Raw genomic sequence first — 14,885 nt, 5'->3', positions numbered from 1 at the left:
CGCTGCACCCAGCGTTGCCCCATGACCCCCGACACTCCTGCCGCAACCCCCCCCGCCGCCTCGGGGCGCCCCGCCCCCGTGGGTTTTGGCGAGGCTTTCCTGTTCTGGCTCAAGCTGGGCTTCATCAGCTTTGGCGGTCCGGCCGGGCAGATTGCGATCATGCACGCCGAGCTGGTGGAGCGCCGCCGCTGGATCAGCGAGAAGCGCTTCCTGCACGCGCTCAACTACTGCATGCTCCTGCCTGGCCCCGAGGCGCAACAACTGGCCACCTACATCGGCTGGCTCATGCACCGCACCTGGGGCGGCATCGTGGCCGGAGCACTGTTCGTGCTGCCCTCACTGTTCATCCTGATCGCGCTGTCGTGGGTGTACGTGCGCTTTGGCGATGTGCCCGTGGTGGCAGGCATCTTCTACGGCATCAAGCCTGCGGTGACGGCGCTGGTGCTGCATGCAGCGCACCGCATTGGCACCCGCGCACTCAAGAATGGCTGGATGTGGGGTATCGCCGCGGCATCCTTTGTGGCGATCTTTGCGCTCAATGCGCCCTTTCCCGCCATCGTGCTGGCAGCCGGGCTCATCGGTTACTTCGGGGCCCGCCGTTGGCCCGCTGTTTTTGCCCTGGGCGGCGGCCATGCCAACGGGCACCAGGGCTACGGCCCGGCGCTGATCGACGACGATACTGCCCCGCCGTCCCACGCGCGCTTCTCGCGCAGCCACTTGGCGAAGGTGCTGGCGGCCGGGCTGGCGCTGTGGCTAGCGGCCATGGGTGTGCTGGTGGCAACGCAGGGGTGGCAGGGCACCCTCACGCAGATGGGCTGGTTCTTCACCAAGGCGGCGCTGGTCACGTTTGGCGGCGCCTACGCAGTGCTGCCCTACGTGTATCAAGGCGCGGTGGAGCATTACCAGTGGCTCAGCGGCCCGCAGATGATCGACGGCCTGGCGCTGGGCGAAACCACCCCCGGTCCGCTGATCATGGTGGTGGCGTTTGTCGGCTTCGTGGGCGGGTGGCTGCAGCAGGTGTGGGGACCGGATGCGCTGTTTGTCGGTGCCGCAGCCGCCGCCATGGTGGTGACGTTCGTGACCTTTCTGCCGTCATTCATCTTCATCCTGGCGGGCGGTCCGGCGGTGGAGGCCACGCACGGCAAACTGGGCTTTACCGCCCCCCTGTCAGCCATCACCGCGGCCGTGGTGGGCGTGATCCTGAACCTGGCGCTCTTCTTTGCCTATCACCTGCTGTGGCCCCAAGGCTTTGGCGGCGCCTTCGATGCCATGTCGGCGGTGATCGCCGTGGGAGCGCTGGTGGCACTGTTCCGCTTCAAGACCGGTGTGATGCCCCTGCTGGGCCTGTGCGCGGCGCTGGGGCTGGCGGTCACGTTTCTCAAACCCTGGCTTTCCTGAGCCGCCGTTCAACACCTTTCCGGAGCTCCGCCATGCAAGCACGCCCCCAAGCCCTTCCTTTTGACCCGGCCACGCTGCCCGGGCTGTCTGAAAAGCTGCTGCGCAGCCACCACCAGAACAACTACAGCGGGGCGGTGTCGCGGCTCAACACCATCCGGGCACACCTCTCCAAGCTGGACTTCGCCTCCACGCCTGGTTTTGTACTCAACGGCCTCAAACGGGAAGAACTGCTCGCCAGCAATTCCATACTGCTGCACGAGCTGTACTTCGCCAGCCTGGGCGGCGAGGGCGCTCAACCCGCTCCGGGCATGGCCCTGGCGCTAGCGGCCAGCTTCGGCAGCATGGAGCGCTGGCGCGACGAGTTCGTCGCCATGGGCAAGGCGCTGGGCGGGGGCTCCGGCTGGGTGCTGCTCATGTTTCAGCCGCGCGAGGGACGCCTCGTCAACCAATGGGCAGCCGACCACGCCCAAACCGCGGCAGGGGGTGTGCCGATCCTGGCGCTGGACATGTATGAACACGCCTATCACCTCGACCACGGCGCAGCAGCGTCAGCTTATGTCGACGCTTTCATGGCCCACATCGATTGGGCTGCGGTCTATGCGCGCTATCAGCGCGCCGTGAATGCGGCGAGCGAGGGACTTCACTGCGAGGCGCAAGACGTGCAACTGGCGTCCCACCTCATCGACGTGCGCCGAGCAGGTGCCTACGAAGCGGCTGCAACACAACTGCCCCACGCCCAGTGGCGCGACCCAGCGGCCATTGCGACGTGGGCGCAAGACGTGCCCGACGGTGCGGATGTCGTGGTCTACTGCGTCCACGGCCACGACGTCAGTCGGGCCGCAGCGCTGCGGCTGCGCGCCGCAGGCGTTGAAGCGCGCTTTCTGCCAGGGGGGCTTGAAGGCTGGGCCGCAGCGGGCCTTCCAGTGCGGCCCAAGGGGCAGGCCAACTGAGCACCTGACGTTTCAGGCCGCTGAGAGGCCCGGCTCAATCATTGGCGGCAGCCCGCTTGCTGGCCTGGTGCCGAAGAAACCGTGCCTCGAACACGAGCGCCTCCACAGGGTGGCTGAGCACATAACCCTGGATTTCATCGCATCCCAGCAACGCCAGTTGCTGGCACTGCGCCGGGGTCTCCACACCTTCGGCCACGATCTTGAGGCCCAGCGAATGGCCCATGCTGATAATGGCCGACACCAGCGCGAGGCCCTGCGCGCCGGCATCCATCCCCATGATGAAAGACCGGTCGATCTTCAAGGTGTCGGCCGGCAACGTGGCCAGATAGCTCAAGGACGAAAACCCAGTCCCGAAATCATCGATGGCAATGGTGACGCCCATCTCGCGCAGCGCATGCAGGCTCCGCCGGCTATGTTCCACGTCTTCCATCACCATGCTTTCGGTGATCTCCAGCTCCAGGCCCTCACCCGCTGCCGGGTCGTCCGCCAGGGCATCGCGCACCTCGGCCACAAAATTGCGGTGGCGCAACTGCAATGACGACACATTGACCGCCACGCGCATCGGCGCAAGGCCCGCTTCACGCCAGCGCCGGTTGTCCGCCAGCGCCTGCGCCAGGGCCCAGCGGCCCACTTCGTAGATCAGCCCGGTCTCCTCCAGCACGGGGATGAAGTCCCCCGGCGGCACCAGGCCACGCGCGGGATCCCTCCACCGGATCAGGGCTTCCGCGGACTCCACCGCACCGCTGGCCAGGCACTGTTTGGGCTGATAGTGCAGTACAAACTGCCCCTGCTCCAGCGCCTGGCGCAAACGCCCCTCCAGCCCCAGCGTTTCCGCCACCCGCGTGTTCATCTCCGGCGCGTAGAACAGCAGGGTGTCGGCGGAGGCCTTGGCTTTGGTGACCGCAGCCTCGGCATTGCGCAGCAGAGCCTCGGCATCAGTGCCATCGGTGGGAAACAACGCCACACCCGCCTTGGCGGCCATGCGCAGTTCGGTGCCTCCCAGTGCAAAGGGCGCATCGAAACAGGCGCGCAACAGGTGGTCCACCGCCAGGGCCACCGCCCCGGCGTCGCGGGCACCGGCCACCGCGATACCGTAGCTGTTGATGCCGATGCGAGCCACGTCGCATTCGCTGCCTGCGGCCTGCTGCAGGCGCACTGCCACGTGTCGCAATAGCTCGTCGCCCACCTGCCGCCCCAACGTGTCGTTGACGATGCGAAAACGACTGATGTCGACCAAGGCGATACCCAGCAAGGGCCGCACACCCTCGCGCACGCGCAGATGCTGGCCCACGCGCTCCAGGAACAGCGTCCGGTTGGGCAGTCCGGTAATGTCGTCGTAGTAGGCCAGGTAGCTCAGCCTGTCGGCCTTGTCGAGGTGATCGAGCGCAAAGCCGATGTCGCTGCTCAGCTCCGTGAGCAGCTTCATTTCGGTCTCATCGAAAAATCCGACTTCGTCGGCCAGCAGCGCGAGCGTGGCCACCACTGTCTCGCCCACCACAATGGGCAGCACCGCCACGCTCGCCACGCCGCGCTGGCGCATTTGATCAGGCAGCATGACACGCGGGTCGCTGGTTATGTCATTGCAAAGCACGGCCTTGCCGGTGCGCACCACGGCAGCGGCAAGGCTCTCGCCGGGCGTGGGCACGTCGAACAGACCCAGGCGATCGCTGATCTGGTACACCCAGTCGGACTCGATACCCGACAGGCCCACCGGCACCACCCGCTGCGCCGCGCGGTCCACCCGCCCGATCCAGGCGATGCGGAAATGGCCGTGCTCCACCGCGATGCGACAGGCTTCCTGGAAGAGTTCTTCCCGCTCGCGCACGCGTACGATCAGGGTGTTGATGCCGCTGAGCATCGCGTACACCCGGTTGAGCCGCTTGATCTTGCGTTCGGCTTCGCGGCGTTCAGTGATGTCCTCGCCCAGCGCGGCCACGCCCGTTACCTGACCATCCACCGAGCGCAGCACTGTGTTGTTCCAGTGCACCAGGCGACGCTCGCCAGACCGGGTCAGGATCTCGTTGTCGTAGTGCCACGCCGAGGGCCTGTCTGCCAGCACGTCCGCGAAAACCTCGCGCACGTCCGCCACCTCCGGCGGCACAAACAGCGAGAACCAGCTTTGCCCGAACACCTCTTCGCGCTGCCATCCCGTCAGGCGCAGCAGGTAGTCGTTGCAGTAGGTGATGCGCCCCTCGCAGTCGAGCATCAGCGAGATCATCTCGACCTTGTCGAGCATGTCATTGAAGCGCCGGTCGCTTTCGTGCAGCTCTTCCTCGGCACGTTTTTCGCGGGTGATGTCCTGGATCGTGTTGAACCACCGTTGCTGCTCGCCCTGGTTGGCCTCGTCTTCCAACGGCTCCATCACCTGCCGCAGATGCAGCAGTTGCCCATCTGCGCGCAGAAGCCGGTACGTGAAGTCCAGCCTCGTCCCGTGACGCGCGGCCTGCTGTGCGTGCTGACGGACTACGGATCGGTCTTGGGGGTGCACCAAGGCGAGCCACTCGCGAACAGAAGTCGGCATGGCCTCCGGCGCCAGCCCCAGCATGTCAGGCAGCGTGTCGTGCCAGCTTTCAAAGCTGCCATCCGCACCGCTGACCACGTGGGTGATCTTGGCCAGAGCCTGGGCTCTTCGCAGCCTGGCTTTGTTGGCGCGCAGTGCGTCCATGGCTCGCTGGCGCTCGAACACCTCGACCTGCAATTGCTCGGCGTGCTTCTGGATCTCGAGGTAGAGGCTGCCGTTTTCATAGATGCGGCCCACCTGGGCCCCCAGGATGGCCAGGATTTTCTCGTCGTCCGCGCTGAACTCGGCGCTCCCTTCCTTGTTGGCCAGGCAGATCCAACCGTAAGAGAAAGTCAGCGACGTGATGGGCGCGATCAGCGCCGTGTGGATCGGCGGGTAGCCCGCGGGCAGCCCGATCTCGCTGGAGTCTCCGCTCAACTGGGCGAGCCGCTGCGGGCAGCGCGCAGCACGCAATTGGCCGAGAAGGCCGTGTGAGACCGCAGGCAGGTCCAGCGGCCCGTTCAACGCGGGGTCGATACCGCTGGTGCATGCGATGGGCGTGTCGGACTGTTTTCGGACAACGCACAGAACCGCATACTGCGCCCCTACCAGCTCGCGCGCGCCCCGGCACACATGACCCAGGAGCACCTGGGTATCCCGCTCCGAGGCGAGCTGCAGGTTCAGGTCAGTCAACGCCGCCAGACGGCGGTTCATGGCCTCCAGCTCGGCGATGTTGCCCGTGAGCTTGTCCGTCATGAGCTGCAGGTGCCGGGTCTGGAAGCTGTGCTCCAGCGGCCGGAAGGGCTGGGGCGGAACCTGCGCAAGGGCCTGCTCCATGGCTGCCGTGATCTCGTGCGGCTCGCACGGTTTGACCAGCACCTGCGTCACGCCGCAGGCCAAGGCCAGGCTCCGGGCTTCTTCCTCCAGATAATGCGCGCTGCAGAAGATCACCTGCGTGCCGGCCAGCTCCGGGTCGGCGCGCAGCTGGCGCACAAACTCGTAGCCGTCCATCGTCGGCATCAGGATGTCGGAGATGACGAGGTCGGGGCGATGGGTCCGCACCACGGCCAGTGCCTCGGCTCCATCGGCGGCTTCCAGTGCCTGGTGGCCGCTGTGCCCGATCAGCGTGACGACCAACGCACGGTTGGTGGGCAGGTCGTCGACAACCAGGATCTTGGCCATGCTACGCGTGCACCTGCGTCACTCTGCACCCGGCGGCGCGCGGAACGAGCCCAAAAACGCCTCGATCTGGCGCACGAAGGTCTCGGGCGTAATGGGTTTGGAGAGGTGCTCGTCGAACCCGACTTCGAGCGCCCTCTCGCGGTCGCCCGGCATGGAAAAGGCCGTTACGGCCACCAACGGCACCGCGCGCCACGCATGGTGCGAGCGCAGGGCCTGCGCCACCTCATAACCGTTCATCACGGGCATCTGCAGGTCGCACAGAATCAGGTCGGGGCTCTCCGCGAGCGCCAGCCCCAGGCCCAGCGCGCCGTTCTCCGCCGCCAACACGCGGTGGCCTGCGGCTTCCAGCAAGTAGGAGACGAGCTGCCGGCTGGCTTCGTCGTCCTCGATGACCAGGATGGTGGCGTTCATGTCATGACCTCCCGGAATTCCACCGTGAACGTGCTGCCCTCTCCCTCAGCGCTGGCGAGGCTCACGCTGCCTCCCAGCGCCTCGGCCAGTTTGCGGCTCAGGTGCAGGCCCAGGCCCGTGCCTTCGTGGTGGCGCCGGTCGGCGCTCTCGACCCTGGAGAACGCTTCGAAAAGGCGTGGCTGCTCGCGCTCGGGGATGCCAGGTCCGGTGTCGCGCACATGCACTTGCACGCTGCGGCCCTGGGCCGCGAAACCCTCCTCAAGCACCACCTCCACCCGGCCCTGCGGGGTGAACTTGATGGCATTGCCAACCAGGTTGATCAGGATCTGGCTGAAGGCCCTGCGGTCAGTGCGCAAGGGCACGGCGTCGTCGGGCGCCCGCACGGTGAGCAGCAGGCCCTTGCGCGCGGCCTCGGGCTCCAGCGTGGCGGTGACCTCGGCAATCACGCTGCGGCAATCCAGTTCCTCAATGTGCAACGACAGCTTGTTGGCGCTGAGCTTGGCCACATCCAGCAGGTCGTTGATGAGCGAAAGCAGGTGGCGCGCGCCTGTCTGGACGATGCGCAGCTGCTTGTCCTGCTCGGCGTTGAGGGGGCCGGGTAGCTGCATCAGCAAGGTACCCGTGAAGCCGATGATGGCATTGAGCGGGGTTCGCAGTTCGTGGGACATGCTGGCCAGAAAGCGGTCTTTGACCAAAGCCGCATTCTCAAGCTCCAGGTTCTTTTCACGCAAGGCCCGCTCGATCTGCTTGCGCTCGGTGACGTCGCGGATGGCGCTGGAGACGAACAGCCCCTCTTCCGTGTCCAGCGGACTCAGGCTGATTTCAACCGGGAATTCTGACCCATCCTTGCGCCGGCCATAGAGATCCAGCCCCGCGCCCATTGCGCGCGAGCGGGGTTCGGCAAAGAACCGGTGGCGGTGATCGGGATGCCGGTCGCTGTAGCGCTCGGGCACCAGCAGCTCGATCTGCTGACCCAGCAATTCGGCCCGGCTCCAGCCAAACAGTTTCACCGCCTGCGAATTGACGAGAACGATACGGCCCTGGCTGTCGACGATGACCATCGCATCCGGCGCCGCCTCCAGCAGGTCCTTGAATTTCTGATCGGCCCGCTTGCGGTCAGTGATGTCGCGGATGGCGCTCATCACCATGGCGCCTTCCTCCGTATGGATTGGGCTCAGGCTGATTTCCACCGGAAACTCGCCCCCATCCTTGCGCAGGCCGTGCAGTTCCAGCCCGGCACCCATGGTGCGTGTGCGCGGCGCCCCGAAGAACCCGCTGCGGTGCCCCAGATGGGCGCCGCGGTAGCGGTGGGGCAGCAGCACCTCCACAGCCTGCCCCAGGAGTTCGGCCCGTTCATAGCCAAACACGCGCTCGGCCTGGGAATTGACCAGCACGATGCGCCCTGTGACATTGACCATGACGATGGCGTCCGGGGTGGACTCGAGCAGATCTCCAAAGCGTGCCTCCAGCAGTTTGGCCTCGCGCTGAACCTTGAGTTGCGTGACATCCTTCTTGCTCGACAGGAAGTACTGCAACCGTCCGGCCTCGTCGCGCACGGCTTTGGTGGACACGTTGACATGCACAAGCGACCCATCCTTGCGGCGGCGCACCGACTCGTGCACGGTCGTCAGGCCGTGCAAGGCCTCGGCCCGGATCTCATCCTCTTCATGAACCCTGTCGTCGGGAACGATGAGATCGATGAGGCGCCGGCCCTGGGCCTCGGCCGGCGCATAGCCAAAGATCGCTTCCGCGGCCGGGTTCCAGTTAAGCACCACCCCATCGGGCGATAGCACCAGCAGCGCATCGGGGTTTTGCGCCCAATACGCGACAGAAAAATCGGACGCCATGCAGAACTCCCTAGAGGGCCCCACCCCTTGCATCCCCTCGCCGTCTTGTACGTTCTTGGCTCGTTCTTTTTCTCGCGCGTAGGCGGATGCAAGCCCGCGCCACCGCCTGCAGCCCACCGGTGGCTGCGAACATCTTAGGCGTGAAGTCCTCAGATTGCCAATACAGAAATTCCACCGCCCTACCAACACCCGCAGGCTGGGCCAAAACGAAAGCCCCTGCTCCGGTGACGGAACAGGGGCTTGCGCGAGCGGAGAAGCGGGGAAAAAACCCGGAAAACCGGGGTGGGCCTACATGTTGTCGATCATGACCTGGCCAAAGCCTGAGCAGCTCACCTGGGTGGCTCCCTCCATCAGGCGCGCAAAGTCGTAAGTCACCTTCTTGGAAGCGATGGACTTTTCCAGCGAACTGATGATCAGATCGGCCGCCTCGATCCAGCCCATGTGCCGCAGCATCATCTCGGCTGAGAGAATTTCGGAGCCTGGGTTCACGTAGTCCTTGCCGGCGTACTTGGGCGCCGTGCCGTGGGTCGCCTCGAAGCAGGCCACCGAGTCGGACATGTTGGCGCCGGGCGCAATACCGATGCCGCCCACCTGCGCTGCGAGCGCATCGGAGATGTAGTCTCCATTGAGGTTGAGCGTGGCCACCACCGAATACTCGGCCGGGCGCAGGAGGATCTGCTGCAGGAAGGCGTCGGCGATGCTGTCCTTGATGGTGATCTCCTTGCCGTTCTTGGGGTTCTTGAGCCGGCACCACGGGCCGCCATCGATCAGCTCGGCACCAAACTCCTTCTGCGCCAATGCATAGGCCCAGTCGCGGAAGCCCCCTTCGGTGTACTTCATGATGTTGCCCTTGTGCACGATGGTCACACTGGGCTTGTCGTTGTCGATGGCGTACTGGATGGCCTTTCGCACCAGCCGCTCGGTACCCTCGCGAGACACCGGCTTCACACCCAGGCCCGAGGTATTGGGGAAACGGATCTTCTTGACGCCCATCTCGTCCTGCAGGAACTTGATGAGCTTCTTGGCCTTGTCGGATTCGGCCTCGAACTCGATGCCGGCGTAGATGTCTTCCGAGTTCTCGCGGAAGATCACCATGTTGGTCTTCTCGGGTTCCTTCAGCGGCGAAGGCACGCCCTTGAAGTACTGCACGGGGCGCAGGCAGACGTACAGGTCCAGCTCCTGGCGCAGCGCCACGTTGAGCGAACGGATCCCGCCGCCCACGGGCGTGGTCAGCGGCCCCTTGATGGAGACCACGTACTCGCGCAGCACCTGCAGCGTTTCGTCAGGCAGCCACACGTCCGGGCCGTAGACCTTGGTCGACTTCTCGCCCGCATACACCTCCATCCAGTGGATCTTCCTTTTACCGCCATAGGCCTTCGCCACGGCCGCGTCGACGACCTTGATCATCACGGGCGTGATGTCCAGGCCCGTGCCGTCGCCTTCGATGAACGGGATGATGGGCTGGTCGGGCACGTTCAGCGACATGTCGGCGTTGACCGTGATCTTCTGGCCTTGGGCGGGCACCTGGATGTGCTGGTAGGTGGTCATGGGTGGGAAGTCTCCTGGGGAATCCGAAACGGGGTCAGCAGATGGGCCAAGCGGTCCAGAGCCGGATCATTCTAATGAGAAAAAACGGCGTTCGACCCTGGTGAACGGACCCGCCGCTGCTATCGTTGCGGGTGGAGCCGCCCGAGGTTTCGGGCGGCTCTTTCTCTCTTTCCAAATCACCATTGAAACGGCATATATGAAAAAACTCCTCGCTGTCCTCATGGCTGGTCTGTTCGCTGCGGGTGCATTCGCCCAGACAGCTGCACCGGCCGCCGCACCGGCGCCCGCTCCTGCCGCGGCCCCCGCCATGGCCCCCGCGCCTGCACCGGTAGCCACCCCGGCCCCCGCTGCGGCCCCCGCAAAGAAAGCCAAGGGCACCCACACGGCCAAGAAAAAGCCCGCCAAGAAATCCAGCAAGAAGGTCGCCAAGAAGAAAACCACCAAGAAGGCGGCTTGATGCCCTGAACCACAACGCGCTGGGCGGCCGGCTTTGCGTTGCTTTGCAAAACATTGGCCGATCGTCCATGCTTCAAAATTGCCCGCCTATGCGGGCATTTTGCTTTTGCGGGGCTATGCAACGCCACCCGCCGCCGCTGGAACCCCGAGCCTGCCCCGCGATCTGTCATTCGTCCTATGTTTGACGCGTCCCTTCAAGAAAGAAGAAAGCTTGCCCATGACTGCTGCCTGCACCACCCTCGCCCGCACCTTTGCTCCGCGCCGCACATCGCTCAGGGCTCTGGCCGCCCTGTCCCTGGCCGGCGCGTTGTGGGGCCACACCGCCCTCGCGCAAGACCAGCCCCAGATGAACCTGCAGCGCGTGGAGTTGACGGCCGGCATGCACCGCATAGACGCCCAGGTGGCGGCCACCCCGCAGGAACGCCAGACCGGGCTGATGCACCGCAAGGAGATGCCCCAGCACGAGGGCATGCTGTTCGTCTTCGAGCAACCCGCCCAGCAGTGCTTCTGGATGAAAAACACGCTACTACCGCTGACAGCGGCGTTCGTGGCCGATGACGGCACCATCGTGAATCTGGCCGACATGAAGCCGCAGACGCTGGACTCGCACTGTTCCACCAAGCCGGTGCGCTATGTGTTGGAGATGAACCAGGGCTGGTTTGCCAAGAAGGGGATTCAGCCCGGCGCGAAACTGGCGGGCACGCCCTTCGGACGTAAATGAGCGTACATTGCCTTTCTTCACATGCTATTTTTTGTATAGCTGCTTGCGCTTGAATATCAAGCGCTGCAGGCGGAAAAGGCGCTCAGTCCAATAAAAAAACGGCCCGCAGGCCGTTTTTGTTTTTGCTGGCGCCCGGTGAGCCCGACGCCGAGCAAGCATTGCCAAATGCGTTGCCGATCAGGCGAAGTTGGCTTCGGCAAACTTCCAGTTCACCAGCTTGTCGAGGAAGGTTTCGACAAACTTGGGACGCAGGTTGCGGTAGTCGATGTAGTAGGCATGTTCCCACACGTCCACCGTCAGCAGCGCCTTGTCGGCGGTGGTCAGGGGCGTGCCTGCGGCACCGGTGTTGACAATGTCCACGCTGCCGTCGGCCTTCTTCACCAGCCAGGTCCAGCCCGAGCCGAAGTTCCCTACGGCGCTCTTCACGAAGGCTTCCTTGAAAGCGGCGTAGCTGCCCCACTTGGCGTTGATGGCCGCAGCCAATGCGCCCGAAGGCTCACCGCCGCCCTGGGGAGCCATGCAGTTCCAGAAGAACGTGTGGTTCCAGATCTGGGCTGCGTTGTTGTAGATGCCGCCGCTCGACTTCTTGATGATCTCTTCGAGCGTCATGGATTCGAACTCGGTGCCCTTTTGCAGGTTGTTGAGATTCACCACATAGGCGTTGTGGTGCTTGCCGTGGTGGTACTCCAGGGTTTCCTGGCTGTAGTGCGGGGCCAGGGCGTCGATGGCGTAAGGCAGCGGAGGCAGGGTATGTTCCATGGTGGTGTTTCCTTGTGGTTAGAGGTTCCGGGAGGCCATCAGCGCTGCGTTCAATCCTGAGCAATGCACTCGGACACAGCGCGAAGGGGGCATTGTAGGAACATCGTGCGACCTGTGCAGCGTGGGGGCACCGCAGCCGCCATCTGTTCTGTGGCCATCACTGCCGGCACGGCCCGGGTGCCCCGCCGCAAGCCCCTCACAACAAACGGGGCTGCTCCACCGTGACATCGACCACCCCATCGGCCAATGTGGCACGCAGCGCATCACCGGGGCGGGCCTGGCGCGCGCTCGTCACTGCCAGGCCGTCCGCGTCCGTGAGCAGCGCATAGCCGCGCTGCAGCACCTGCCGTGGGTCCATCAGCTGCAGGCGAAGGTCCGCTCGATCGAGCCGTTCGGCGTGGCGCGCCACGGCCCGTTGCACCTGGTGCGGCAAGTTTGCCTCCAGCGCTTGCTGGTGATGCGCAACGCGCTGCAACTTCAGGAGCACACCGTGCCGCATCCGTTGCGCAAGCCGCGCCAGCTTCAGCTGTTCACGTGCCACCAGGCCGGATGGTCTGCCCAGCCGCGCGGCGGCCTGATCGAGCCGCTGGTGCCGCAGGTCCAGTTGGCGCTGAACCCCGTCCTCGATCCGACCGGCCAGCAGGCCGAGGGCGCCCAGCCAGACATCCCGCGGTTGCGCCACCAGTTCGGCCGCTGCAGTGGGCGTAGGGGCCCGCAGGTCCGCGCAGAAGTCGGCGATGGTGAAGTCCGTCTCGTGCCCCACACCGCAAACCAGCGGCACCGGGCTCTGCACGATGGTGCGCGCCAGACGCTCGTCGTTGAAGGCCCAGAGATCCTCGATGGAACCGCCGCCCCGCACGAGCAGGATGACATCGATGGGTGGACCTTCGTTCATACTGGCTTCTGGCGCTTGCCCCGCTTGCGCCAGAAGATACAGTTTTGATAGCGCCAGTACCAAAGACGCCGGTGCGGCCGCTCCCTGGACCTGGGCAGGCACCAGCACCACCGGGATGTGCGGCACGCGCCGGCGCAGCGCTGTGACCACGTCATGCAACGCCGCTGCGCCCGGCGACGTAACCAGGCCAATGCCCCGTGGCAGCAAGGGCAGCGGGCGCTTGCGGGTGGCGTCGAACAGTCCCTCCGCGTCCAGCTGGGCCTTCAGGCGCAGGAACTGCTCGAACAGCGCGCCCTGCCCCGCGCGCTGCATGCTTTCAACGATGAACTGAAGATCGCCGCGCGCTTCGTAAACCCCCAGCCGCCCCCGTACCTCGACCAATTCCCCATCCCGCGGGGAAAAGTCAAGCAGGCCGGCAGCGCGGCGGAACATGGCGCAGCGCAACTGCCCCTGGGCGTCCTTGATCGAGAAGTAGCAATGTCCGCTGGACGCGCGCGAGAAGCCCGTGATCTCGCCGCGCACCGCGACAGGATTGAATCGCGCCTCCAGGGCGTCAGCAATGGCGCGGCATAGCGCGCCGACTTCCCAGATTCGCGGCGCCGCCACGGGGTTTTGCTTATCAAACATCAGTACCGGCGGGCCTTGCTGCCCGGTGTTCGGCCCAAGTACTCCACAGAACCGGCAAGGCACGATGGCCGGCAGCCAAATCGCCACGGGTTGCCCCGAAACGCAGATTCCACGTGCAAGCCATTGATTTATAAAGATTTTTCACTGCGCAATTTTTCATCAATCTGTTGCAAGCACGGCGTGGCGCCGCTTTGAGTGCTGGGCCGGGAGGGTTTCCCACAAAGTTATCCACAGATTTTGTGGGTGAGAGGCAAGGCCGGTGATGCGTGCGGCAAGGTAACGGTTTGTGACGAAAACCCGGCTGCGAGCTGGGTCATAATCGCCCGTTGCTTCATCCGCGCGGAGAGAGATTTGCTGTCCATCATACAAGCCGCAGGCTGGCCGATCTGGCCCCTGATCGCGTGTTCCATCCTCGGAATGGCGTTGATTTTTGAACGTTTCGTGGCCCTCAAGACGGCCCGCGTCGCACCGCCCAAGTTGCTCGATGAAGCCATCACGGTGTCGTCCAAATCCCTGCCCACGCCCGATGTGGTGAACCAACTGGCGCAGAACTCGGCCCTGGGCGAGGTGCTGGCCAGTGGCCTGCGCACCGTCAACAGCAACCCGCAGTGCAGTGAGGCCGATCTGCGTGCCGCCATGGAAGGCACTGGACGCGCTGTCGCCCACCGTCTTGAAAAATACCTGACCGCCCTGGCCACGATTGCTTCCGCCGCGCCGCTGATGGGCCTGCTGGGAACGGTGATCGGGATGATCGAAATCTTCGGCTCCCAGGCAGGCACCGGTGGCGTGGGCCAAGCCATGGGCGGTGGCAGCCCTGCCAAGCTGGCGCATGGGATCTCCGTGGCGCTGTACAACACGGCGTTCGGGCTCATCGTGGCCATCCCGACCCTCATCTTCTGGCGGTACTTCCGCAGCCGCGTCGATGCGTACCTGCTTACGCTGGAGCTGGCCTCCGAGCAATTCGTGCGCCACCTCCTGCGCCTGAAGAAGAAGTGAACTCTTGCCTGCGGAGCACGGCTGCCTCCGGGCATCGCTGGCAACCCGCGCTCTGCCGATCGGACTGTTGACATGAACTTTCGCCCCCGCGCCAAGGAAGAGCCGGAGATCAACCTGATCCCGTTCATCGACGTGCTGCTGGTGATCCTCATCTTCCTGATGCTGACCACCACCTACAGCAAGTTCACCGAACTGCAGCTCACGCTGCCCGTGGCCGACGCCGAGCAGCAGCGCGATCATCCCAAGGAGATCATCGTCTCCGTGGCGGCTGATGGACGTTACGCCATCAACAAGGCCGGGGTGGAGGGCAAGAGCGTGGATGCGATCGCCCAAGCCTTGCGCGCCGCCGCTGTCGAAGGCCAAGGCACCGTGGTCATCATCAGCGCGGACGCAATGGCGCCACACCAGTCCGTGATCTCGGTGATGGAGGCCGCGCGCCGGGTAGGTCTCACGCAGATCACCTTTGCAACGCAATCATCGGCAGGGGCCCGCCCCGCAGGCCGCTGACGGCACATGCCTCCCCCAGGGCCGCAGCCGCCCGCCGGTGCAACGCCTTCGCCGCAACCTGCGGCAGGGGACGGCGCCTCGTCCCCTT

At 64.8% G+C, this 14,885-nt stretch carries 12 protein-coding genes; 6 read left to right on the top strand and 6 right to left on the bottom strand.

Translation table 11 applies throughout. The features are described 5' to 3' along the window. Nucleotides 1–21 precede the first annotated feature (21 nt). Both chrA and MRY84_RS05005 read left to right on the top strand, forming a co-directional pair. Complete coding sequence (gene chrA / locus MRY84_RS05010; protein WP_291504648.1) at nt 22–1,398, top strand: chromate efflux transporter; 1,377 nt, start codon at nt 22–24, stop codon at nt 1,396–1,398. A 32-nt stretch (nt 1,399–1,430) separates the two neighbouring features. Continuing rightward, complete coding sequence (locus tag MRY84_RS05005; RefSeq protein WP_291504645.1) at nt 1,431–2,348, top strand: Fe-Mn family superoxide dismutase; 918 nt, start codon at nt 1,431–1,433, stop codon at nt 2,346–2,348. A gap of 34 nt (nt 2,349–2,382) precedes the next feature. Here the strand turns inward: MRY84_RS05005 and MRY84_RS05000 are convergent, their stop codons facing one another. From MRY84_RS05000 to icd, 4 genes are all read right to left on the bottom strand, one after another. Further along, complete coding sequence (locus MRY84_RS05000; RefSeq protein ID WP_291504644.1) at nt 2,383–6,030, bottom strand: EAL domain-containing protein; 3,648 nt, start codon at nt 6,028–6,030, stop codon at nt 2,383–2,385. 18 nt (nt 6,031–6,048) lie between these two features. Next, entirely contained in the window at nt 6,049–6,441 is a 393-nt protein-coding gene (locus MRY84_RS04995; protein ID WP_291504643.1) for a response regulator, read from the bottom strand. Further along, a complete protein-coding gene (locus MRY84_RS04990; protein ID WP_291504642.1) occupies nt 6,438–8,288 on the bottom strand; it encodes a PAS domain S-box protein in 1,851 nt (616 codons plus the stop codon). The genes MRY84_RS04995 and MRY84_RS04990 overlap by 4 nt, the downstream gene beginning before the upstream one ends. A gap of 288 nt (nt 8,289–8,576) precedes the next feature. After that, a complete protein-coding gene (gene icd / locus MRY84_RS04985; protein WP_291504641.1) occupies nt 8,577–9,836 on the bottom strand; it encodes an NADP-dependent isocitrate dehydrogenase in 1,260 nt (419 codons plus the stop codon). 196 nt (nt 9,837–10,032) lie between these two features. On the opposite strand from icd, the gene MRY84_RS04980 reads away from it, so the two are divergent. Together MRY84_RS04980 and MRY84_RS04975 are read left to right on the top strand one after the other, a co-directional pair. Then, nucleotides 10,033–10,293: a hypothetical protein gene (locus MRY84_RS04980; RefSeq protein ID WP_291504640.1), complete on the top strand. Its 261-nt coding sequence runs from the start codon at nt 10,033–10,035 to the stop codon at nt 10,291–10,293. A 216-nt stretch (nt 10,294–10,509) separates the two neighbouring features. Next, nucleotides 10,510–11,013, top strand: a complete 504-nt coding sequence (locus MRY84_RS04975) for a DUF192 domain-containing protein (RefSeq protein WP_291504639.1) — start codon at nt 10,510–10,512, stop codon at nt 11,011–11,013. Nucleotides 11,014–11,190: 177 nt separating this feature from the next. Here the strand turns inward: MRY84_RS04975 and MRY84_RS04970 are convergent, their stop codons facing one another. Beyond that, nucleotides 11,191–11,772: a Fe-Mn family superoxide dismutase gene (locus tag MRY84_RS04970; protein ID WP_291504638.1), complete on the bottom strand. Its 582-nt coding sequence runs from the start codon at nt 11,770–11,772 to the stop codon at nt 11,191–11,193. A gap of 196 nt (nt 11,773–11,968) precedes the next feature. Next, nucleotides 11,969–13,294 (bottom strand): exodeoxyribonuclease VII large subunit, encoded by a 1,326-nt coding sequence (gene xseA, locus MRY84_RS04965; protein WP_291504637.1) that lies wholly within the window; start codon nt 13,292–13,294, stop codon nt 11,969–11,971. Between the two features lie 351 nt (nt 13,295–13,645). Between xseA and MRY84_RS04960 the strand changes: the two genes are divergently transcribed. Next, the gene (locus tag MRY84_RS04960; RefSeq protein WP_291504636.1) at nt 13,646–14,290 is read left to right on the top strand and encodes a MotA/TolQ/ExbB proton channel family protein; all 645 of its coding nucleotides are present in this window, start codon (nt 13,646–13,648) and stop codon (nt 14,288–14,290) included. Between the two features lie 72 nt (nt 14,291–14,362). Continuing rightward, a complete protein-coding gene (locus tag MRY84_RS04955; protein WP_291504635.1) occupies nt 14,363–14,797 on the top strand; it encodes a biopolymer transporter ExbD in 435 nt (144 codons plus the stop codon). The last annotated feature ends 88 nt before the right edge of the window (nt 14,798–14,885 follow it).

The sequence above is a fragment of the Acidovorax sp. genome, assembly GCF_022763525.1.
Lineage (GTDB): Bacteria > Pseudomonadota > Gammaproteobacteria > Burkholderiales > Burkholderiaceae_C > Acidovorax.
This window is presented reverse-complemented; position numbering and strand designations above follow the sequence as displayed.

What these genes read in the sequence shown, in the direction of transcription:
- chrA (WP_291504648.1), top strand. Translation starts at nt 22, where the DNA reads ATGACCCCCGACACTCCTGCCGCAACCCCCCCCGCCGCCTCGGGGCGC.
- MRY84_RS05005 (WP_291504645.1), top strand. Translation starts at nt 1,431, where the DNA reads ATGCAAGCACGCCCCCAAGCCCTTCCTTTTGACCCGGCCACGCTGCCC.
- MRY84_RS05000 (WP_291504644.1), bottom strand. Translation starts at nt 6,030, where the DNA reads ATGGCCAAGATCCTGGTTGTCGACGACCTGCCCACCAACCGTGCGTTG.
- MRY84_RS04995 (WP_291504643.1), bottom strand. Translation starts at nt 6,441, where the DNA reads ATGAACGCCACCATCCTGGTCATCGAGGACGACGAAGCCAGCCGGCAG.
- MRY84_RS04990 (WP_291504642.1), bottom strand. Translation starts at nt 8,288, where the DNA reads ATGGCGTCCGATTTTTCTGTCGCGTATTGGGCGCAAAACCCCGATGCG.
- icd (WP_291504641.1), bottom strand. Translation starts at nt 9,836, where the DNA reads ATGACCACCTACCAGCACATCCAGGTGCCCGCCCAAGGCCAGAAGATC.
- MRY84_RS04980 (WP_291504640.1), top strand. Translation starts at nt 10,033, where the DNA reads ATGAAAAAACTCCTCGCTGTCCTCATGGCTGGTCTGTTCGCTGCGGGT.
- MRY84_RS04975 (WP_291504639.1), top strand. Translation starts at nt 10,510, where the DNA reads ATGACTGCTGCCTGCACCACCCTCGCCCGCACCTTTGCTCCGCGCCGC.
- MRY84_RS04970 (WP_291504638.1), bottom strand. Translation starts at nt 11,772, where the DNA reads ATGGAACATACCCTGCCTCCGCTGCCTTACGCCATCGACGCCCTGGCC.
- xseA (WP_291504637.1), bottom strand. Translation starts at nt 13,294, where the DNA reads ATGTTTGATAAGCAAAACCCCGTGGCGGCGCCGCGAATCTGGGAAGTC.
- MRY84_RS04955 (WP_291504635.1), top strand. Translation starts at nt 14,363, where the DNA reads ATGAACTTTCGCCCCCGCGCCAAGGAAGAGCCGGAGATCAACCTGATC.